This window comes from Helicobacter ganmani (assembly GCF_003364315.1).
GTDB classification, from domain to species: Bacteria; Campylobacterota; Campylobacteria; order Campylobacterales; family Helicobacteraceae; genus Helicobacter_D; species Helicobacter_D ganmani.
Genome location: NZ_NXLS01000004.1, coordinates 85689 through 107807 on the forward strand (window position 1 = coordinate 85689; position 22119 = coordinate 107807).

Here is a 22119-nt window from a genome sequence, read left to right on the forward strand (position 1 = left end):
AATTTTACTATCACATCAAAAGGGCAATGTATGGAATTAGCAAAAATATTAGAATCCTATCCTAAAAATTTAAGCAAAATCCATCGTCATCTGCCATTAACATTGGATAATAAAACTTGTGTTTATGGTGCTAAGGGCATTGGAAAGACAGAAATTATCCTTAACCATTATGCTAAAGCAGAATTTAGCTCGTCCAAAAAAATGTATCTAAACCTTAATGATTCTCATCTTAACCAATGTAAAATTTCAGAATCTCTTCTAGATTTTCTCCAAAAAGAAACTATTGATATTTTTATCTTAGACCATTTCAGCCCCTCTCTTTTTTCTCCTACTCTTTTAGATTCCATTCCCACACCCCAAATCACAATCATTTCGCAATCCCCTTTGACAAATCTCAATTACAATCTTGTAGAGATTCCACCCATCACCTTTCAAGAATTTACAAAGATTCACAAAACTCCTATTGATGAAAGTTTAAATTCTTATTTAAAATTTGGAAATCTACTAGAAGCGGAATATCTTAACGAATACAAAAAGGGAGAATTTCTAAAAATACTCGCGGGAGATTCTATTAATTTTTGGATTTTGCAAAATCTCATTCTACATTTAGGACAAAAAGCTTCCATTCATCAAATTTTTACCAAACTTAAAAAAGAAGGAAAATTGTCTAAAGATAGATTTTATGAATATTGTAAAATCTTAAATGAAAGCAAAATACTATTTTGGCTTACCAAGTTTGAGCACGAATCTGCGCCCAAAAAATTATATTTTTGGGATTTCACATTGAAAAATACGATTTCCTATGAGCGCAATTTTGCATTATTGTTTGAAAATATGGTTTTTTTAGAGCTACTTTATCATTTCAAAGAGGAAATATTTTATACAGATAAATTAGACTTCTATCTGCCTAATTTATCACTTGGGATTCTTTGTATGCCTTTTGTTCAACACCATATTTTGGAATCTCGTTTGCACAAAATTACCAAAGAACGTGAATTTTGCGATTCTTTCTTAATCCTATCGCTTAACCATAAAGAATCAGGCGAAAACCTAGGCACACCCTATCAAGTCTTACCTTTTAAAGATTTTGCCCTGCAAGATTCCTTGCCTAAATTTTTCTAATCGGATATTTGTGGCGCAGAAAGAAATAAGCCAAAAAGGGCTTACGAAAGGTTAGATGACTATTTTAGCATAAATCTTCGTAGGGCGTCCTCTACTTCTACCGGATTTGACTTTGAAATAAACTCATCTGCATTGAGTGAGCGCGCCATATCCTCGTTGCTACTTCCACTCATGGAGGAATTTACAACCACAGGAATCTTGGAAGTCAATGGATTTGCTTTGATTTGTTTAATGACTTCAAATCCACTTGCTTCTGGCATTTCTAAGTCTGTGATGATAATTCCAATTTTAGAAACATCTGTCCCTTCGGTAAAAACATAATCAAGCAATTTCTGCCCATTGACAAAAGATTTATACGCAACGCCAATTTTCTTAAGAATATTTTGCATTGTCTTAATAACACTTGGTGAATCATCTGCGAGTAAAACTTCTTTGTTTGTGATGATTTGTTTAATCTTATTCATCTCATCATTCTTTTCGGTTTCAATCCACGGGAATACATCTACAAGCATTTTTTCAATATCTACCACTTGCACTAAGCGTCCATCAAAATAACGCGTCCTACTGACTAACTTGCTATTTAAACCAGAATTTCCAATCCCTGCACTCTGTTCAATTTCTGTCCATTTTTTGTTTAAAATTCTATCTGCTTCGTAGATTCTAACTCCTACCGTCCATTTAGAAAACTCGCAAATCATAATCACTTCATCATCACCTGCAGTGCGTCTAATCGCATAGGGTTCAAGATTTTTTGATTTATCTCTTGAATCATAATAAAACCATTTACGCAAATCAATCAAAGGAATCGTAAGCTCACGAATCGTAATCAATCCCTCTACTAAGGAACTTCCCTCGTGAGAGACCACCGTAATTTCCCCACGATATTTGACAACTTCACGAATCTTAAATACATTCACCGCATACAAATCTTTATCTTTTTCAAGCCGAAAGCATAGGAGCTGCAATTCGTTGTTTCTGTGCAGATTGGTTATTTGATCAACATTGGACAAATTTGACATTTCCAAAACCTTAAATTTAAAAATTTCCGCTATTATAACATAAAGCGGATAAAAGTTTTAGATACTTTTGTAATATTCTCTAAAGGATTCACATTTTTCAAATAATTCTGCTTGCGTTCCATTGGCGATAATCTTTCCATTTTTGAAAAAATAAATTTTTTGCGCTAGAGAAACCGTAGAAAATCTATGTGCAATGATAATCACAATTCTATCCTCTAATAATCCTCTCAAGGCTTCCCTAAACTCTTCTTCCGTTTTGTTATCTAGTGCGCTCGTGGCTTCATCTAGGATAAGAATTTCTGGGTTTTTATAAAGTGCGCGTGCAATTGCGATTCTTTGACGTTGTCCGCCACTTAAATTTGCACCAAACTCATTTAAGATTGTATGGATTCCATCGGGCAAGGATTCTACATATTCCAAAATCCTTGCTTGCTCCAAAGCAAGTTTGACTTTTTCTTCTTCAATTTCACTCCCATAAGCAATATTTTGCGCAATGCTATCATTAAAGATAAAAATCCTTTGTGTTACAATTGCTATTTTAGCACGCAAACTTGCTTGTGTAAAATCTTGAATATTTGCATCATTAATACAAATCTCTCCAGAGTTTGGCTCATAAAGTCGCAAAAGCAAATTCACAAGCGAACTTTTTCCTCCACCGCTGCTTCCGACTAATGCAATGCTTTCTCCTCGTTTGACTTCCAAATTAATATTATGCAAGGCTTGTTTCTCTTGATAAAACAAATCCACATCTTTAAACGCAATCTTTTGTATTTGTGTTGTAAGCTCCTTTGTGCCATCTTGAATTCTTGCGCGACGATTCAACATTTCAAGAATCCTATCACTCGCAGCAAAGGCAATTTGAAATTTACCATAAAGATTATTTAAAGCCTTAAAAGGAGTATAAAGCATAAAAAGCGCCGTAACAAAAGAAAAAAACGCCCCTGTGGAAATCTCATCCTCAATGACTTTATGCCCACCAATTACAATGACAACTGCAATCGCAATCGCGCCTAAAGTCTCCATTAAAGGGGAAGTGAGTTCAGAGACTTTCACGGTTTTCATTGAAATTTTAAACCATTCTTTATTGTAATTTGCAAACTGCTGACATTCCATTTTTTCACCTGCGCTTGCCTTGATAAGCTCCATATTATTAAAAATCTCAATCAATTTAGAGGACAAATCTGCACTTTTTTCTTGCAATTTTTTAGAGTTTTTTCGCATACTTTTTGCGATTCGTGATATAGGATAAAGAGCCAAAGGCATTACGACAAGACCATAAAACGCCAATTCCGGACTTTGATAAATCACCACCCCAACCAATCCAAGAATAGTTAGCCCGTGCTTAACACCCTCCACTAGATAGCTTGAAATCGCATTTTGTATTGCACTAACATCATTCATAACGCGTGAGATTAACTCTCCTTTGCGATAGCGATTAAAAAAATCCATTTCAAAAGTCAAAATTTTTTCTAAAAGAGTCTCTTTTAGCTGACGCACGATGTTTTGCCCTACGAAATTCATATAATAGCTTTGAATCCACGCTCCAGCACCTTTGGCAAAATACGCCAACACAACCAAAAAAGGTAGAATCTGAAGCATTGTCGTGTCTTTTTTGATAAAAATATCGTCTAATACAGGCTTCACAAGATAAGCACTTGCAGCACTTGCACCTGCGACTAGAATCGTGCCAACAATAGAATAAAATAAATATAATTTATAGTTTTTAACATAAGGTAAAAAATATCTAAAAAATTGTTTCAAATGAAGATTCCTTTCAATGAATTTTCAAGCTCATAGCCAAATTCATACTAAAAAATAATCGTGTCGTGATTAACTTTTGGTTGATATTTAATCGGCGATTCATCAGTATAATAAACTCTCTCTCCCTCTACAATCTGACTTTGCACACCTTGTGGAATCATAAATTTGCGTTCCAATCCGGGGTCAATTTCTAAGATTTTGTCAAAGAAATAAGAAAAGGCGGGTGCCGGAGCGACACCTCCCGTTTCGCTATATCCCATCGGTGTATTGTCGTCTTTGCCATACCAAACAATGGCTTCAATGCTAGGAGAAAATCCACAAAACCACGCATCTACATTATCGTTTGTCGTGCCTGTTTTACCTGCTAGCTCAATACCTTCTACTTTGGCACGCTTACCTGTGCCTTGATTAATCGCATTTCGCAAAATATCCACAATCAAAAAGCTTTGTTTGGGTTTGCTTAATTCGCGTTCCTCTCCGCTAAAATAAGCAACATCTCCTTGCATATCCACGATTCTATCAATCAACATTGGTGTGATGACTTTTCCATAGTTTGAAAACACCATAAAATTTTTTGCCATTTCAAGCGGAGAAGCTCCAAAACTCCCTAAAGAAATCGTCAAGTCTTTTGGCACATTTTCAAACCCATAATCCAAAATCTCCCGATAGATTCTATCAAATCCCACTTCCTCCACAAGATTAATCGTCGCAAGATTCAGTGATTTCGTCAAAGCAGTTTTAAGCGAAATAAAACCGCTTAGAGAACTTCCATAATTTTTTGGTTGCCATTTTTTACGCACATTACCCACCCTATATTCATAAGTGCGGGCAATATCAGGAATCTGATAATTTTGAGCCAAGCCGGAATTAATCGCACTAAGATACAAAAAGGGCTTGACACTACTGCCAATTTGTCGTTTGCTTTGTGTCGCGCGTGAAAAATTACTTTTTTGATAATCCACCCCTCCCACAAGTGCTAGAACCTTCCCTGTTTTATTCTCCAACACCACAAAAGCACCATTGAGTTTTTCCTTTAACGCCTCATCTTCTTTGTGTCGCGATAGAATCTGCTCATACCCAAAATACAATGCTTCTTGCGCAATCTCCTGATAATCCAAATCAATGTTTAAATAAATCTTATATCCGGCAGTTTTTAAATCCTCCAACCCGACTAACTGCCGTTGCACTTCATCTACCACATAAGGGGCAACATTTTTTGTCAATGTGTCGTTATAGACCTTGGGTTGCTCACTCAAAGACAAATCTAGCACTTCTTGTGAAATCCACCCCACTTCATACATTCTTTGCAAAACATTATTTGCTCTCCCCAAAGAAAAATCATAATTTTTTGTTGGGTCATAAAAACTTGGCGCACGTGGTAAAGAAACGAGCATTGCAATTTCTTTTAGCGTCAAATCCTCCATACTTTTACGAAAATATCCAAGTGCTGCGGTTTTGATTCCATAAAATCCGTGCCCAAAATAAGTATGATTCAAATAAACTTCCAAAATTTTTTCTTTGGTTAGAATTGTCTCCAAACGCAAGGCTAAAAGAAATTCTTTTATTTTACGCTCGATTGTTTTTTCACGCGTCAAGGCAAGATTCTTGATAAGTTGCTGCGTGATTGTGCTTCCGCCCTCTGCATAGCGCGCATTTTTAATATTTTTAAGCATTGCGCGAATGATTGCGTCAATATTCACGCCTGGGTGCTCAAAGAACAAAGTGTCCTCAATTGCCAAAAGAGCCTCCACAATGCGCGGTGGAATCTCCTCAAAAGTCGCATAAAATCTAAATTCTTTGTCAAAAAGATTTGCAACCAATCGCTCTTGTCTATCAAAAATCTGCGTGGCAATAGGTGGCTGATAGTTAATAATCTTGTCTGTATCGTTGCGAATTTCAGAATAAATTTGAATCACAAAAACTACTATTCCGATTCCAAAAACAATCCCAAGAACAACCAAAATTCTTAAAAAAACTTTTACAAAACTCATAAATAACCTAAATCAAAAAAATAATAAAGTATTAATTTTAACATAGAAATTCTAAAGGCGAGTTTTAAGAGATAAGATTCTGTTATTAGGGTTTGATTTATTGAGTTGTGAGGTATGTAGAATTGCGAGATTCTATGAAAATAGAATCTCGGCAGGTTTTAGAAAGTATAGCGCACTTCCACTTGCAAGCGGTTTCTGTCTTCAGAATCTCTATCACCAAAAATACTATTTCCATTCTCATCAGAATGCTTTGGCGTTACATTTTTATCCCTATCAGTCGTGAGCATTGCATAATACGCACTAAGAGCTAAGTTTTTGTTATATTGCCAGCGCACCACAGGAGTGATTTCTTGGAAATCAATATCGCCTCTGTTTGTCGCACTATATTTTAGCTCGTTTGTCCCATTGACATATTCAATCCCAACATTAAGATTATCCAAAATATCATAATTCAAGCTACCATAGAAAACACTAAGCGAATTGCCTTGATGATTGTTAGGCATTGATTGTCCCTCAATTGGAAGTGTAGAGATGCTTATACCTGTGGCATTGTTTTCAAACCAAGTTTGCCCTACTTTATTAAAGCTTCCCTCATTATCCAAAGATACTGCATAAGAATCTTGTGTATTACCCATATAGCCTAGCTTTAATGCAAGTGGCACATTGTAATCGTGGAATCGCACTCCTGCTTCTAAAGTATAAAGGTCTGCTCCGCCACGCACTCTGTCGCCATAAACTGCTGGATTTGCAAGAATATGATTTCTATCATTATCCAAGTTTGCAAACGCATATTGTCCTGTGATATGAAAAAGGCTGTTATTAAAGCCTAATTGTAAGAACATTCCGCTATCTAAAATATCCTCAATTTTAAATCCCCAAACTTGCGCTTCCACATTTCCCACACTTGTTTCGTAGTTTCCTAATGCTGCAAGCGTATAGAGTGGCTTAGTGATAGAACCTCCGGTATTGTTGCCTGCTGCTGCACCAACATAGCCCGGTTGAAAATCATCAATACTCCAAGAATCAAACGCACCTCCGACAAATGTCCAATGATTGATGTCTGAATTCATCGCCAAAATCCCTGTTCCTCTATCATCTAATGGGTCGTTTAGAGGAGTGGTAAGAATCATTTTCCCTGCTTTAATTGTTGTATTGGTGAAATCTGGAGTAATCACGACATTGAAATCTCCCACACCAAAGCTACTATCTTTTCCTGAACCTAAGCCCTTATCTAGACCGGGATAAGTGTTTCCGTGATTTACATTTTGTTCTGGGTTATGATAGCGCACACCTAGATTCATTGCAACATAATCTGCAACCGGCACTTTAAATAACACATCTGCACGCCATTGATGTCTTGCAGCTCCCTTATCCGAGTTGTCTTTGACATAGTTTCTGTCGGTGTATCTGTCGTCTCTGTAACGATAACGCAACATTCCGCTGACATCTACTCCTTTGATTGCTTCTTCCAAATCCTGCGCACTTGCAGAACTTGCGATTCCACATACCGCGACACACGCCGCTAAACTAAGTTTTAAAAATTTCATTTTGACTCCTTGATTGTTAAAGGCGTGAGATTACTTAAATTATACTTAAATTATACTTAAATTATACTTAAATTATACTTAAATTAACGGATTTTTGGATTCTATGTGGTTAGCTTTTTGTCTTTGCGAGATTTTGGATTGCTTTGGCTTCACCTCGCAAGGACGAGGCAATATATCCTTGCGAGAAAATTTGCAAAATTTTCGTGGCAATCTATCGTCTAAACCAAAAAGGACGCACAATCAAAGCGCAAAATATTTTGCTTCAGAATGTGGCACAATCAGAGCGGAAGTTGTCGCTTCTGGCGTCATTTGGTAAGTTTGACTTAGAGTAATGCCAAATTCTTGCGGATTGAGCAGTCTAAACAACCCCTCACTTAATGCCAAATCTGGACACGCAGGATAGCCAAAGGAATATCGTTCTCCACATTTAGAATCTAGCCCGAGCTCCTTACGCACGCGCATATGCACGAAATCCGCCAATGCTTCTGCCAAATCCATTCCCAAAGCATGCACCAAGTAATATTTATGGTATTGCGATTCCTCATAAAGTTTCTTTTCAAAAGGCGCAAGATTATGCCCGCTTGAGACCAAATGTAAAGCACAAATATCACCCTTTGGATTAAAATAATCGCTTAAACACAAATAAGGCTTTTTGCGACTTCGTGGAAACAAAAATATCTCCGATTCCTTAAAGGCACAATCCGGGCTTAACTCCAAAATCAAACCCTCCTCCAAATCTTTAGGCTCTTTGGTGCGCGTGTGAAAATACCCATAAAGCACAATAGGCTCAAAGATTCTTTGTTCTAGCAATTCTTGTTTAAGGCTTTCAAACAAAGGCTCTAATTCTTTCCGCTTTAGCTCCAAATATTCCTCTTTTTTAAGCTTGCTATATCCCCAACGATGTTTAAAAAGCAAGTCTTTATCCACAAACGCAAAGACTTCTTCTAATTCGCTTTCTTTTAGCTGCAACGACTTGCGCCCAAAAAAGGGTGCTTGATAACTTAGATAATCAAAGTTTAATTCGCACTTTGTAGGCTTTGACACAGAATCGCAAGCGGAATCTGTGGATTTTGTGGAATCTTTGGCGAGTTTTTTTGCCAAACGCACTTCTTGATTGCTTGCCTTATCTACCTTTTCTCCTCGCAAACGCGCCTTATCACTTGGCAAACTCAAATCACTCAAATCTCCACTTTGGATTTTCTGCATTGCCGCCACACTATCAAAAGCGTCTTTACAATAAAACAGGATTCCGTCATAATTTGGCTTGCAATATTCCTCCACAAAATTGCGATTAAGTGCCGCACCACCAAGCATAACAGGAATCGTGATTCCACGTCTTTTAAGCTCCTCTAAATTCTCTTTCATCACTAGGGTAGATTTTACAAGCAAACCACTCATACCGATACAATCTACCTTTTGGGATTCTATCACTTCTATAAACCTTTCTAATTCCGCTTTGATTCCGATATTTATCACATTAAAACCATTGTTGGTAAGGATAATATCTACAAGGTTTTTACCTACATCATGCACATCACCCTTGACCGTCCCAATCACAATCGTAGTTTTATGGGAACTTTGTTTTTTGGGCAAAAAAGCATTCAGATAATCCACACTTTTTTTCATCACTTCCGCGCTCTGAAGCACAAAAGGAAGCTGCATTTCGCCCTTGCCGAACTTCTCACCCACAATCTTCATTGCGTCAATAAGAATTGTATTGATAATTTTTTCTGGTGCGATTCTTTCTTTTACTTGCGGCAAAAGCTCTTGCATCGCATTCAAATCCCCATTGATAAGATATTTTGCGATTCTCTCTTCTTCGCTTAGATTTTCTTCTTCTTTGCTGTTTTGAATCCGCATTCCTGCTTTCTTTTCAAAATGCTTGATAAACGCATACAGAGGCTCGCTTGTGCGTGAAGAATTAAAAATCAAATTCTCACAAATTTGAATATCCTCCTTGTCCATTTGCGCATAAGGAATCAAATGCGCAACATTCACGATTGCACTACTTAAGCCCTTTACAACCGCGTGATAAAGAAAAACAGAGTTTAAGCAAATCCTCCCCTCCTTGCTTAAACCAAAAGAAATATTAGAAAGCCCTAGAGTGCTTCCGGCTTTTGGATAGAGTTCGCGGAGTTCTCTTATCGCCTCTAGTGTCTCTATCCCTGCGGTAAAATATTCTGCGTCTCCGCTCCCAATCGTAAAGGTAAGCGGGTCAAAAATAATATCTTCTTCGCGCAGATGATGCACATTCCTTGCGCGTTCCATCATTCTTTGCGCACACGCCACTTTGCGCTCAAAAGTTTTACACATTCCTTGCTCGTCAATGCTCAAACACACCAAAACCGCACCAAATTTCTTTGCTAAACTCGCAACTTTATCAAATTTTTCAACTCCCTCCTCCAAATTCGCAGAATTAATCATTGCGCGTCCGCCGATAAGCTTCAATGCAGTCTCTAACGCATTGACTTGCGTAGAATCAGGCATTAAAGGAAGTGGAATCTTTGTGGCATAGCGCGAAATCAACTCTCGCATATCCTTGCCCTCTTCCCTCCCGGCAAATGCCACGCTCACATCTAAACAATGCGCACCACTCCGCACTTGCGCACTTCCTACACCCAATGCCCCTTCATAATCCTCTGCGAGCAACAATTCACGAAACGCCTTAGAACCAGTGGCATTAGAACGTTCGCCAATCAGCAAGGGAGCAGGCGTTTGATGAAGCTCTACTGCGCCAAAAAGCGAAGCAATGCTTGGTTTATATTCAGCTTTTGGTGGCAATGGAATCGCATTTTTTGTTTTCTCCACCAAAAGCCTAATATGTTTTGGTGTTGTCCCACAACAACCCCCAAGCAAAGCAACGCCCGCAATTTCTAAAAAACTCTTTTGAATCTCACTAAACTCCTCTGCTTCCATAGGATAATAAGTGATTCCTCCACGATTCTGTGGAAGTCCAGCGTTTGTATGGATAGAGAGAGGAAATTTACACACTTCACTTAAAGCAAGCAAATGTTGTCGCGCCAAATCGGGTCCAAGCCCACAATTCATTCCCAAAGAAAGCAAAGAGAAAGGCTCTAAAATATGGAAAAGTGTCGTAATGTCTGTGCCAATCAGCATTGCGCCATTGGTCTCAATCGTAACAGACACCATTATAGGAATCTTAGGGGCAATCGCCTTACACGCGTGCAATGCAGCTTTAATCTGCAAAGGGTCTTGCGCAGTCTCTAGCAAAATCACATCTGCGCCCGCTTCCTTAAAACCCTCCACGCATTCACAATACCCGCTAAACATTGTGTCATAATCAATATGTCCTAAGCTTGGCAACTTTGTGCCAGGACCCAAAGAAGCCGCGACAAATAGCGCATTTTGTTGATTCTCTAGTGCCTTGTGCGCTTTGATACAAGACTTTGCAAGCAAAACACCCAAAGCCGCAATCTCTTTGCATTGGGATTCCAATCCATATTCTGCCAAAACCCAAGGCATTACCCCAAAAGTATTTGTTTTAAGAATATTTGCTCCCGCTTGCAAATAGCTTGAATGAATCCCCGTAATCACTTCGGGAGCATAGAGGTTTAGAGCTTCTGAACAACCCTCTAACTTCTCACCTCTTTTATTTTCTCCCCAAGTTGGAATCTCTCTTTTTTGGATTTCCGTCCCCATTGCGCCATCAAGAATCAAAACGCGCTTGTTTAATAACTCTTGAATCTTCATTTAAATCCTTTTTGTCGCACGACTTAGCCAAAGCCAAAGCCCACCTAGCAACACAACAATAAACGCGGGGGCAAGAGCGGGATACTCTCCTATCATCTCAAATCCTTTGATTAAAATTCCTCCTGAAAAATATCCAGCGATTCCTAGACTAATACTCCAAATCACCGCACCTATGGCATTATAAAGGTTGAACTTCATCAAAGAATAAGGGGTTAGCGCAATCGCAAGTGGCACAAGCGTTTTTAAGCCATAAATGTATTTTTTGAAAATCAAAATAAGAGAGCCGTATTTACGCATAAGCAAATGCACCAATGCCAATTTACGCCGATGAGACGCAAGATAAGGCTGCATCATTGCCTTTTGATAACGCGCAAGATAAAAAAGTAACCAATCTCCCAAAAAATTTGCCACACAAGCAACCAAAATGCTAAGGCTTAAATCCATTTTGCCTGCAAAACTCAAAACACTTGCACCAATAAGAGCGACAAATCCACCGCCAAGAGAGTATAAAAATAAAATTGCATAGCCATATTTCGCAATCAAATCTATCGTTTCTTGCATTGTTTTCCTTAAGTTTTAACGAATCAAAAGTAAAACTTTAGCAAAATCTTGTCTTTTTTGTGATAAATTCTGCTAAATTATCTTTTAGTAATGGAATCTAAAGACGAAATTTTCTTTGGAGGATTGCTTGCTATAAGCCAACATTATAGAAATTTTAATTTGTCTTATTATGTTCTTTGGGATAAAGTGAAGCGTGCCAAATACAAAACCCTACCAAAGCCACACCTGCCCCTATATGCACTGCCTTTGCTACTCTATTTTTCACAAACAATGCACTCCCGCTTGTCAGTAATAAAGTCGTTGTCATACCTATTTTCGCCATTTCTCTCTTCATTTCCATATAGCTTTTTGTAAATTTTGGATTCCGTTTTCCAAGAGGCTTGCTTGTTTGTGATTCTTTTTGCGTTGCTATCTTTTCTTTCATATTTGTCCTTTTGTCTTTGATTTCATCTTGTGTTGTTGGTATTTTTTTCTTTTTAATTGTGCATTTTGTAATGTTTTTGCTGTTAGGATTCCGCTTGCAAAAGTGGTTAAAAGTAATAAAATCTGCATTTATAATCCTTTAAATTTTAATGCGTCGCAATGCGTTTAGCAAAAGCGCAATCGTTGTTCCATTGTGCATAAAGGCGGTTTGAATCGGACTAAGCTTCCCAAGACTTGCTAAAGCTAGAATCAACGAATTAACACTCACAGCAATTTTAAATCCTCTATGCACTTTCTTTAAGGCTGCCACTGCAAGCTCCCTTGCCTCCGCCACCACTTCAATATCATCACGCAAGAGCACAATATCCGCACTTGCTTTGGCAATATCTGCTCCTTTGTGCATACCTATTCCAACATCTGCGCGTATTAGAGCGGGTGCGTCGTTAATTCCATCGCCGACAAAAGCAACTTTTTTGCCCTCTTGCATAATGTCCTCTAAAATTTCAGCCTTTTGGGTGGGCAAAACTTCTGCATAATAGCGGTCAATCCCCAACTCTAAAGCAATTTGCTTGGCTTTTTGATGTGTATCTCCTGTAAGCATAATGATTTCCTTAATGCCACTTTCACGCAGGCGCGATAAAGCTTTTTTAGCATTTTCTCTTAAAGTATCCTTTAGTAAAATAACGCCTAAAAGCTTCTTGTCGTAACCTATAAATAAAGGCATTTCACCATTTTTTAAGTGTTTGGAGATTCTTTGTTCATAAAAATCAAATACGATTCCCTCATCGTCTTCTAAAAAATGTCTAGAGCCGATAATAACGCATTTTCCACTAATTTCACTTTTGACGCCATGCGCGACGATAAAGGTTACTTCATCGTGATGAAAATGCCTAAAATGCTTTTCTCTTGCTGCTTTTACAACTGCTTTTGCAACAGGGTGAAAATAATGCTCCTCAATACTTGCGGCGAGATTCAATACCGCTTCTTTATCCCAAGATTCCTCAAAAGAAACTACATCTAGCACTTCTAAATCACCTTTAGTTAAAGTGCCTGTTTTGTCAAATACAAACACCTCTGCAAGTTGCAAAGATTCCAAGCTTTTTGCACCTTTGATAATAATTCCCTCCTTGCCCGCATTGGAAATAGCAGATTTAAACGCAACGGGGGTTGTAAGCTTCAATGCGCAAGAATAATCGGCTTGCAACACACTCGCACTGCGCATAAGGTCTTGAGTAAAAAAATAAGAAAGCAAGGATAAACCAAGCGTAATAGGCACTAAAGAATCCGCCATTTTAGAAGCATTCAATTCTTGAGAGGATTTTTGCACAAGTGTTTCTTTAATATAGGTTTTTATACGCGCCATTGCAGTTTGTTCCCCCACAGATTCCGCCCAAACCTTAATTTGTCCCTCTTGCACAATCGTGCCAGAGAGCACTTTATCTCCATAATCTTTAGGGGTAGGAGTTGCTTCACCTGTCATAGAAATTTGATTTATCAATGCTTTCCCTTGTGTGATGTGTCCATCTACCAAAATTGTATCTCCTGCACCAATCACAACAATATCACTAACTTTCAGTTCCTCACTTGAGACTTGCAAAAGCACATTTTCGCCATCTTGGATTCTCTCTACCCAAGCTTCCCCACTCTTTTGCTTTGCAAGCTCTTTTAGCAAATCATCACTTTTGTACATTGTCATCTCTTCAATGTATTCTCCAAGTGCTAACATAAAATTCGTAGAGTTTGCTGTCTTGAAATCTTTTAAATACAATGAAATGGCTACCGCCATAGCTTCCAATGTGCGCGAATTAATGCCGTGTGTTAAGGTTTCTTTAATTCCACTAAAAAGCAAAGGAGCGGAGGCAATCGCAGAGAATCCTAATTGAAATTTGGGATTCTGTAAAAAAGGAGAAATTAAAAACGCGCTTCCCGCTCGCGCCACTTCAGCAGAACTCGGAATCTCATCACGCAAAGCCAAATAGCTTTCTTTTTTATTGACTCCTTGCGATTCTACCTTTGCTTGTTCCAAGGCTGTTTGCACTAGACTTGTAATCTCCTCTAACTCACCCCTGAAAACCACAATCACATTGCCCAAAATTGCATTTACACGGGCATTGGAAATCTCTGCGCAAGATTCAAGCAAAAGACGCAATTTTAGAGAATCCACCCTGAAACTAGATTTGCAATGATATTTAAAACGTGCTCTTGTTTGGGTTGCGTGCAATAAAATAAGTTGCATTGCTTTGCCTAATGCTCTTTAGGTGTCCATTTCAACATCATTGACTTCCGCCTTTGCGTCCTCATAACGTTCTTTTAACTCCTCTATTCCGCTTTCAAACAAGCTACTTACCTTGGCAAAACCTTTAAAAATCGCTTTTTGTGCATTCTCATTAGTTAAGATAAAGGTTGCAACTGCACCAATAAGTGCGCCTTTTAGAAAATCTTTTTGCGTATTCTCATTTCCAAGAAATCCTGTTGTAGTATAAGGATTGTTTTGGTTTTGAGAGTTTGGGATTCCGTATTGCGCATTGTTTTGTGTATTTCTTGTGTCAAAAGAATTGATATAGGGATTATTTGGATTTGGTTGAGACATTTAAGAACTCCTTTTATAAATTATGATTCAGTTTTAAGATTCTTTTTTTGGATTTGCAAGTGCTTGGATTCCATAAATACTCACTACTCCAATAGCAACCAATGTTGTGGCTTCTAGCAAACTTTTCAATGGTAATTGTGTGTTTCCCAAAGAATTTGCTGCTGCGATTCCACAAGCCGTGATGATTCCACCCTCCAAAGTTGCAACAGCCGTATTCTTAAGAGCTTCTTTTTGGCTAATTTCTCCTTTTTGAACCTTAAGAATCTCATAAGCTCCACTCAATATCAAAGCAATTACTCCACCACTTAATGCGTGTCCAGTAATAGAGCGAGGCATACCTGTATTAATAATCATTTCAAAAACTCCTTATGTGGTTTGCGTAGAATCCTTAGAATCCTCTTTGGAGTCTATCTTATCCTTTAAATTCTGTGCGGTTTTTTCAAGGGTGCTTTGCACACATTGCAATGCCTTATGGGAAACCTCTCTCCCTTTATCTAAGCCTTTTTGCAAATCTGCATTTATTGTGTGATTTTCAAAAGATTCTTTGATTTTTCTGCGCTGCGTAAAGAGAAGCGCAACTCCTGCCCCGACTGCTAGCCCCGCAACAAATGGTAATGCCATTTTTACTCCTTGTTTTGATTTAAAAATTCGTTTAATAAACTCGCCCCCAATGCTCCAACAATGACCCCGCCAATGAGAGAATAGTTGAATTTATGCAAAAAACTTTCTAACTCCATTTGACTTAGAGCTCCATTTTGCATTTTATTAACCATTTCACCTGCCTCATTTAAGAGTGCTTTACCCTCACTTAAGGCTTTAAGTGTGCTTTGGAGATTTTGTGTAGAATCTCGTGCAACACCTTGAACCTGCTCAAATGTATGAATAAGTGCGGGAATATGGTTATTAAAGCTTGCAGCTTGGAGACGATAAAAGGTGTCTAACACTTCCGAATCCTTCTCATTTGCAATAAGAGTATTGTAAAGTTCTACATTTTTATTTTCGTTTATAAGTGCAGTCTGTAAAATTTCCTCTATGCTAGAAAAACTTGCAAAACTCTCCGCATTGTAAGGATTCTGTGGAATTACAACACCTAAATTTTGCAAATGCCAACTCAAAGCGTTAATATGCGTTTGTTCGGCATTTTGGAGATGAGCAAAGACTTGCCCATAAGAGCTTACAGACGCATAAAAGCTATAAGCTTTGTATTCATCGTTTAAAGCCAAAAGTAAATTTTCAGCCCTCATTTAATCTCCTTTGAAGATGATAATTGATTATTTGCGCAATCTCTTCTAGTTTTTCACCCTGCATTAAATCCTCAAAAACCTTTGGATTTAGCAAATGTGCGTCATATTGAATCGTCAATGAGCCAATTAATTCATTAAGCTTGATGGTGGATATCAATGGAGTTTTTTCTAAAAATTTCAAAAATGCCTGAAAATCTACCGCACTATTTTCCACATATTTTTTCAATTTCGCATCTGCACGCAAACGGATTCTACCCTTTGTGTGATGAATAATAGAAAAATAATCACTAAAAACCTGCAAGTCTTGAGGTGTAATGGAAAATTCCTGACCCTCTTTAAATATAAATTTTTCCACTCTGCTTTCTTTAAAATTGGTAATCAATGTCAATATCTTAAAGCGGAATTATAGAATAATGAAAATTAATATCATCTTAAAGTTTTTTAAAAAGTTAAGTTTTAATTCTCTTCAATCGCAATTAAACAAAAACTTTGTAGAATTGCGCGAAAATTTCATTCTTAAAAGGTATTTTATGGAAAAGCCGGCTGTTGATAAAAAGGCTATTAAGCAGTTTTTTGATTTTTGCAAGGAAAATGAAGTTGAGTTTATTGACTTCCGCGTTACAGATATTAAGGGGATTTGGCATCATTTTTCCTTTAGTGCAAGCTCTATTGATGAAAGTAGCTTTGAGGGGATTCCCTTTGATGGAAGCTCCTTTCCTGCGTGGCAACCCGTTCATCAGTCGGATATGATTCTAATCCCAGACCCCGTGCGTTATTTTATTGACCCTTTCACCGCCGACACGACAATAGTAGTATTTTGTGATGTATGGGATATCTACAAAAACAAACCCTATGAAAAATGCCCACGCAGTATCATCAAACGCGCAATGAAACATCTAAACGAAAGTGGAATCGGTGATGTGGCATATTTTGGTCCAGAAAATGAATTTTTCATTTTTGATTCTATCAAGATGAAAGATTCTGTGAATTGTCAATACTATGAAATTGACACAGAAGAAGGAGAATGGAATCGCTCTAAAGAATACGAAGGAGTCAATCTTGGACATCGTCCTGGCACAAAAGGAGGTTATTTCCCTGTTGCTCCTGTAGATTCTATGGTAGATTTGCGTGCAGAGATTGTCAAGGTGCTCAATCAAGTAGGACTAGAAACTTTTATCGTGCATCACGAAGTTGCGCAAGGACAAGGAGAGGTAGGAGTTAAATTTGGTGATATGTTAGAAGCAGCAGATAATGTTCAAAAGCTTAAATATGTTGTAAAAATGGTTGCTCATCTGAATGGCAAAACAGCTACTTTTATGCCAAAACCACTTTATGGGGACAATGGGAGCGGTATGCACACGCATATTAGCATTTGGAAAAAAGGCAAGAATCTTTTTGCAGGAAATGCCTATGAGGGTTTAAGCGAAATGGCAATGCACTTTTTAGGCGGTGTTTTAAAGCACGCAAGAAGCATTGCGGCTTTTACAAATGCTTCAACAAATTCCTATAAACGCTTGATTCCCGGCTTTGAAGCACCTAGTATTCTTACTTATTCTGCACAGAATCGCAGTGCGAGCATTCGGATTCCCTATAATAGTGGAGAAAAAGCGAAGAGAATGGAATTTCGTTTCCCAGATAGCTCAAGCAACCCTTACTTAGCTTTTGCTGCACTTTTAATGGGGGGGCTAGATGGTATTATCAATCAAATAGACCCGGGCAAACCAATGGAAGTCAATCTTTTTGAGCTTACTTTAGATGAGATTCGTGAAAAAGGCATCAAGCAACTTCCACATACCCTAAGAAGTGCAATTGAAGAAATGCTTTTAGATAAGGAATTTTACAAAGTTGGGCAAGTTTTTAGTGAAGAGTTTATTCAAACCTACAAACAATATAAATTTGAAACTGAAATTTGGCCTTGGGAAGCGCGTCCGCATCCTTTTGAGTTTATCACAACTTACAGCTGCTAGATTCTATAATCTCTTGCAGTTTTTTCAAGGCGTAAAACTAGAAAAAGAGTTTTAAACTCACAAAAAATCTTTTGTGTCATTTACCCTGATTCTTTTTATTTTAAATTTGCTATAATAGCAGAATCTATTTTTTATACAGGATTTAATATGGAGTCTTCAACAATCAATCTTCTTAGCAACTATATGCCTATGGTGCAACGTTATCAATCGCAATTTTCATCTTTTAATACCTTACTTAGCAAAACAACTTTGACAGGCAAAATTAGCTCATTAGATATTGCGGAAAATCTTTTTGATTATATGGAGACGACACAAGAAAAGTTTGAGAATCTTCAAGATAGGCTTATTGAAACTATCTTAGAACAAACCTTTTTTAATTCCTATGAAGAAGCAAACACTTCTGCAAAAATCATTGCGGAAATCTTTAAGCTTTATTTTCACAATCGCCACGAAGACATCTCTACGCTCGCAGAAAGTAAATATTTACTAGATTTATGTCTAAACTTTGAATCCCACAAAGATAAAAATCCAGAACAATGCAAAGTTGCTTTAGAAACAATTGTTGCATATCTTAAAAGATTTGCTACTAGCAGCGCAGTTTATAAAGATATTATGATTTATCACAATGATGGCACACTTTTGCAAACAATTGATTTAGGCAAAAAATACGCTATTGCTTATGCTACAAAACTATCCCCTATTCTTGAAGCACGCAACATAGAAAAATATGGGGAGTTTTATCAAAAAGTTGATTTTTATGATACCAAAGAAAAAGAGAAAGAAGAAAGAACAGAATTCTTCTTCGTCATTCCTTTGCGCCAAAACAAAGAACAAGCACCTATTATGGTGCTTACTTTTGTGGTAGATGTCCAAGAAGAATTTAAAACGATTTTAGAACGTTTTCCCTATCGCTTACCACAATCTAATCTTGTGATTATTAATCAAAAAAATCATATTTTATTTTCTGATAATACGCGTATGTTTCCCAATGGACAATTGTTAAGTTTAACCGAACACAAAGATTACACTTTTTTAGAATATCGCTCTAAGGCTTGTATGGTTGCGTTGCAAGAAATCAATAACATACAAGGTTTTACAAGCATTACAGAGCAATGGCGCATTTGTAGAATCGTGCCGCTTTATGTTGCATTTGATACCAAAAAACAAACCAACCACAAAATTGACCCTCTTTTACTAGAAAATTCTTTGCTTGTTACAAAAGATTTAGACATTGTCATTGCAGAAAGTGAAAACATTAATGAAGAATTAGGAGATGTTGTTATCAATGGTGAGATTATTGCCTCAAAAAGCCATTCTTATGCACTCAATCCAATTTTAAATAATATTAGAATCTTAAGCGAAGAAATGAACACACTTTGCGTCCAATCAACGGAAGAACTACAAAAAGGAATCTATAATGCCCTCTTTAATGTGATTGACTATTATTCCAAATATTTTGCATTAATTACAGATAGCCTTTTTAGAGAATGTGTTAAAGATTCTAGATGGATAAAACATGGTATAGAATTTAAAAACTACTTAGATGAGCATATGCAAGGCAATCTTACACCTGAAACGCTTGCAAGCACCAAGACACTTTTAGAACGTTTAAAAACAAATTTTAGTAATTTTTATAACATTATCCTTTTTGACAAAGAGGGTAATACTTTACAAAACGCATTAGATGATATTCAATTCAATGCAAAAAAACTCGGAATTATTGACCGTTTCAATAGTAGCAATCTCAATAATCTCATTGTTTCTAACTATGAACCAACGGCATTCTATAACAACAAAAAAACTATTCTTTTTTATGATGCAATTAAGGGAGATAACAATAAATTCTTAGGTGGCTTGCTTTTTGTGCTAGATTTAGAAAAGATTCAAGTATTCTTGGATAATTCCCTACCTAAAGAATCTGCGATTCTTTCTGAAAAAAGTGAAATATTCAGTGTTGCATTTGATAGTGCAAAAAATATTTTAGCCACCACAAAACCAGATTTCAACTTTGAAAATTATAATTTAAGTGATACATTTGATTTCAAAAGTCTAAAAAATTTCAAAAAAATTATTCAAATTGGACAAAAACATTATTTGATTTGCAGCGAAGTCTGCGACCCTGCACAAAGTGCTTTTACAGAATATACAAAACGCTCACTCTATGTTATGATTTTTGTTGCGGTCAAAATAGAAGAGAATATGGAGCAAATTCTACAACAAACCGAATCACTAGAATCTCCAAAAGAGCAGTCCAACTAGCCATCTCCCATAAGATTCCGCTTGTGGAATCTTATCTTAGACAATAAATTAAATCAATCAATTTTCAACACAGCCAAAAATGCTTCTTGTGGGAGAGCAACTTTGCCAATTGCTTTCATACGCTTTTTTCCTTCCTTTTGCTTTTCAAGCAATTTGCGCTTACGCGTAATATCTCCTCCATAACATTTAGCAGTAACATTCTTACCCATAGATTTGACGGTTTCGCGTGCAATGATTTTATTGCCCACACTCGCCTGAATTGCTACTTCAAATAATTGCCGAGGGATAATCTCTTTCATTGCCTCTACTAACTCTTTACCCCTCTCGTAGGCTTTAGACTTTGGCACGATGATACTAAGCGCATCTACAATCTCATTTGCGACGCGAATATCAAGCTTTGCCAAATCTCCCTCTTGATAGCCAATAGGCTCATAATCAAAGCTCGCATAGCCTTTTGTGCAGGATTTTAATTTATCATAAAAATCCATTACGATTTCATTTGTCGGAATCCAATATTCTAGCAAAACACGCGTTTCTTGCAAATATTCCATTTTCTTTTGGATTCCACGTCGCTTGTTCAAAAGCGTAATCATATTACCCAAAAACTCACTCGGAACGATAATTGTAGCTCTTACATAAGGTTCTTTAATCCCTGCAATCTTTTGCTCTGGTGGCAATTCACTAGGATTTTGAATATAAACAATCTCTCCGTCTGTCTTGCTTACCTCATACACAACCGTAGGAGCAGTAGCAATCAAATCAAGCCCGAATTCGCGCTCCAATCTTTCTTTGATGACTTCCATATGCAACAAGCCCAAAAAACCTATGCGGAATCCAAACCCTAATGCAACAGAAGTTTCAGGTTCATAAGTCAAACTAGAATCGTTCAATTTTAGCTTGTCTAGTGCGTCGCGCAAATCCTCAAACTTGTCTGTATCAATCGGATAAATCCCTGCAAACACAAAAGGTTTTGCGGGTTCAAACCCAGCCACAGGCTCTTTTGTGCGCTCCTTAAAATCTGTCATTGTATCCCCTACAGCAATGTCTGTTACATTCTTAAGCCCCAAAATCACGATTCCAATCTCCCCACTTTGAATCACCTTTGTTTTTTCTTGACGCAAAGGGTGCGGATACATAAGCCCCAAAACTTCGTGATTCTTATCGCTTCCCATAATATAAAGATTCTGCCCGACCTTGATACTTCCGTCAAAAACCCTTACAAGAGCAAGTGCGCCAAGATAATTATCAAACCAAGAATCATAAATCAATGCCTTTGTGGGTGCATTAGAATCACCGCTTGGCGCAGGGATTTTCTCCACAATGCTATTGAGCAATTCTGTGATTCCAAGATTTGCCTTTGCACTCACTTGCAAAGCGTTTGTGCAATCTAGTCCAATTGTCTGTTCAATCTCATTTCTCACGCGTTCCACATTTGCCGCAGGTAAATCAATTTTATTAAGCACGGGGATAATTTCAAGATTATTTTCCAAAGCAATATAAACATTTGCGATTGTTTGCGCCTCTACTCCTTGACTTGCATCTACTACCAATAATGCGCCATCACTTGAAGCAAGAGAACGCGAAACTTCATAGCTAAAATCCACATGTCCGGGCGTATCAATCAAATTTAAAATATAATTTTCACCTTTATAATTATAGTTTAAACGCACACTTTGCGCCTTGATTGTGATTCCTCTCTCTTTTTCAATCTCCATTGTATCCATTACTTGGGCACTCATCTCACGCGCACTAATTGCGCCACAAGCCTGAATCAAACAATCTGCCAAAGTAGATTTACCATGGTCAATGTGTGCAATAATAGAAAAATTACGAATCTTTTGCATTGCGTCCATTAGAATTAAACCTCAATCATCAATTTTGAAGCCAAAATCTTAGCAAATTTACACTTAATATTTTTGGCTAT

General features: G+C 37.4%; 18 protein-coding genes. 3 read left to right on the forward strand and 15 right to left on the reverse strand.

The genetic code is table 11. From position 1 onward, the window contains the following. The first annotated feature begins 30 nt into the window (after nucleotides 1-30). Nucleotides 31-1122, forward strand: coding sequence for an ATP-binding protein (locus CQA43_RS05155; protein WP_115551546.1), 1092 nt, complete (start codon nucleotides 31-33; stop codon nucleotides 1120-1122). Nucleotides 1123-1181: 59 nt separating this feature from the next. On the opposite strand, the gene CQA43_RS05160 is transcribed toward CQA43_RS05155, so the two are convergent. From CQA43_RS05160 to CQA43_RS05220, 14 genes are all read right to left on the reverse strand, one after another. Continuing rightward, the gene (locus CQA43_RS05160; RefSeq protein ID WP_115551547.1) at nucleotides 1182-2141 is read right to left on the reverse strand and encodes a chemotaxis protein; all 960 of its coding nucleotides are present in this window, start codon (nucleotides 2139-2141) and stop codon (nucleotides 1182-1184) included. A gap of 57 nt (nucleotides 2142-2198) precedes the next feature. Then, complete coding sequence (locus CQA43_RS05165; RefSeq protein WP_115551548.1) at nucleotides 2199-3902, reverse strand: ABC transporter ATP-binding protein; 1704 nt, start codon at nucleotides 3900-3902, stop codon at nucleotides 2199-2201. A 47-nt stretch (nucleotides 3903-3949) separates the two neighbouring features. Continuing rightward, nucleotides 3950-5893 (reverse strand): penicillin-binding protein 1A, encoded by a 1944-nt coding sequence (locus tag CQA43_RS05170; RefSeq protein WP_115551549.1) that lies wholly within the window; start codon nucleotides 5891-5893, stop codon nucleotides 3950-3952. A gap of 158 nt (nucleotides 5894-6051) precedes the next feature. Next, nucleotides 6052-7440, reverse strand: a complete 1389-nt coding sequence (locus CQA43_RS05175) for a major outer membrane protein (protein ID WP_115551550.1) — start codon at nucleotides 7438-7440, stop codon at nucleotides 6052-6054. Nucleotides 7441-7680: 240 nt separating this feature from the next. After that, nucleotides 7681-11151: a methionine synthase gene (locus CQA43_RS05180; protein ID WP_115551551.1), complete on the reverse strand. Its 3471-nt coding sequence runs from the start codon at nucleotides 11149-11151 to the stop codon at nucleotides 7681-7683. Continuing rightward, nucleotides 11152-11712, reverse strand: a complete 561-nt coding sequence (locus tag CQA43_RS05185; RefSeq protein ID WP_115551552.1) for a DedA family protein — start codon at nucleotides 11710-11712, stop codon at nucleotides 11152-11154. A gap of 154 nt (nucleotides 11713-11866) precedes the next feature. Next, entirely contained in the window at nucleotides 11867-12136 is a 270-nt protein-coding gene (locus CQA43_RS05190) for a hypothetical protein (protein WP_245944227.1), read from the reverse strand. Next, nucleotides 12133-12264 (reverse strand): hypothetical protein, encoded by a 132-nt coding sequence (locus CQA43_RS09890; protein WP_281270105.1) that lies wholly within the window; start codon nucleotides 12262-12264, stop codon nucleotides 12133-12135. The genes CQA43_RS05190 and CQA43_RS09890 overlap by 4 nt, the downstream gene beginning before the upstream one ends. 10 nt (nucleotides 12265-12274) lie before the next feature. After that, entirely contained in the window at nucleotides 12275-14371 is a 2097-nt protein-coding gene (locus CQA43_RS05195) for a heavy metal translocating P-type ATPase (protein WP_115551553.1), read from the reverse strand. An 18-nt stretch (nucleotides 14372-14389) separates the two neighbouring features. Next, nucleotides 14390-14725, reverse strand: coding sequence for a YtxH domain-containing protein (locus tag CQA43_RS05200; protein WP_115551554.1), 336 nt, complete (start codon nucleotides 14723-14725; stop codon nucleotides 14390-14392). A gap of 33 nt (nucleotides 14726-14758) precedes the next feature. After that, on the reverse strand, nucleotides 14759-15079 hold the full coding sequence (locus CQA43_RS05205; protein WP_115551555.1) for a hypothetical protein: 321 nt from the start codon (nucleotides 15077-15079) through the stop codon (nucleotides 14759-14761). A 12-nt stretch (nucleotides 15080-15091) separates the two neighbouring features. Then, the gene (locus CQA43_RS05210) at nucleotides 15092-15346 is read right to left on the reverse strand and encodes a YtxH domain-containing protein (RefSeq protein WP_115551556.1); all 255 of its coding nucleotides are present in this window, start codon (nucleotides 15344-15346) and stop codon (nucleotides 15092-15094) included. A 2-nt stretch (nucleotides 15347-15348) separates the two neighbouring features. Further along, entirely contained in the window at nucleotides 15349-15969 is a 621-nt protein-coding gene (locus CQA43_RS05215) for a ferritin family protein (protein WP_115551557.1), read from the reverse strand. Continuing rightward, complete coding sequence (locus CQA43_RS05220) at nucleotides 15959-16324, reverse strand: HMA2 domain-containing protein (protein ID WP_245944228.1); 366 nt, start codon at nucleotides 16322-16324, stop codon at nucleotides 15959-15961. Before CQA43_RS05220 ends, CQA43_RS05215 begins: the two co-directional genes overlap by 11 nt. Nucleotides 16325-16499: 175 nt before the next feature. Here CQA43_RS05220 and glnA point away from each other — a divergent pair, with 175 nt between their 5' ends. Beyond that, nucleotides 16500-17936, forward strand: a complete 1437-nt coding sequence (gene glnA / locus CQA43_RS05225; RefSeq protein ID WP_115551622.1) for a type I glutamate--ammonia ligase — start codon at nucleotides 16500-16502, stop codon at nucleotides 17934-17936. 147 nt (nucleotides 17937-18083) lie between these two features. Beyond that, on the forward strand, nucleotides 18084-20195 hold the full coding sequence (locus CQA43_RS05230) for a cache domain-containing protein (protein WP_115551558.1): 2112 nt from the start codon (nucleotides 18084-18086) through the stop codon (nucleotides 20193-20195). 53 nt (nucleotides 20196-20248) lie between these two features. Here CQA43_RS05230 and lepA read toward each other — a convergent pair whose 3' ends face one another. After that, nucleotides 20249-22039, reverse strand: a complete 1791-nt coding sequence (lepA, locus tag CQA43_RS05235; RefSeq protein ID WP_115551623.1) for a translation elongation factor 4 — start codon at nucleotides 22037-22039, stop codon at nucleotides 20249-20251. Nucleotides 22040-22119: the final 80 nt, after the last annotated feature.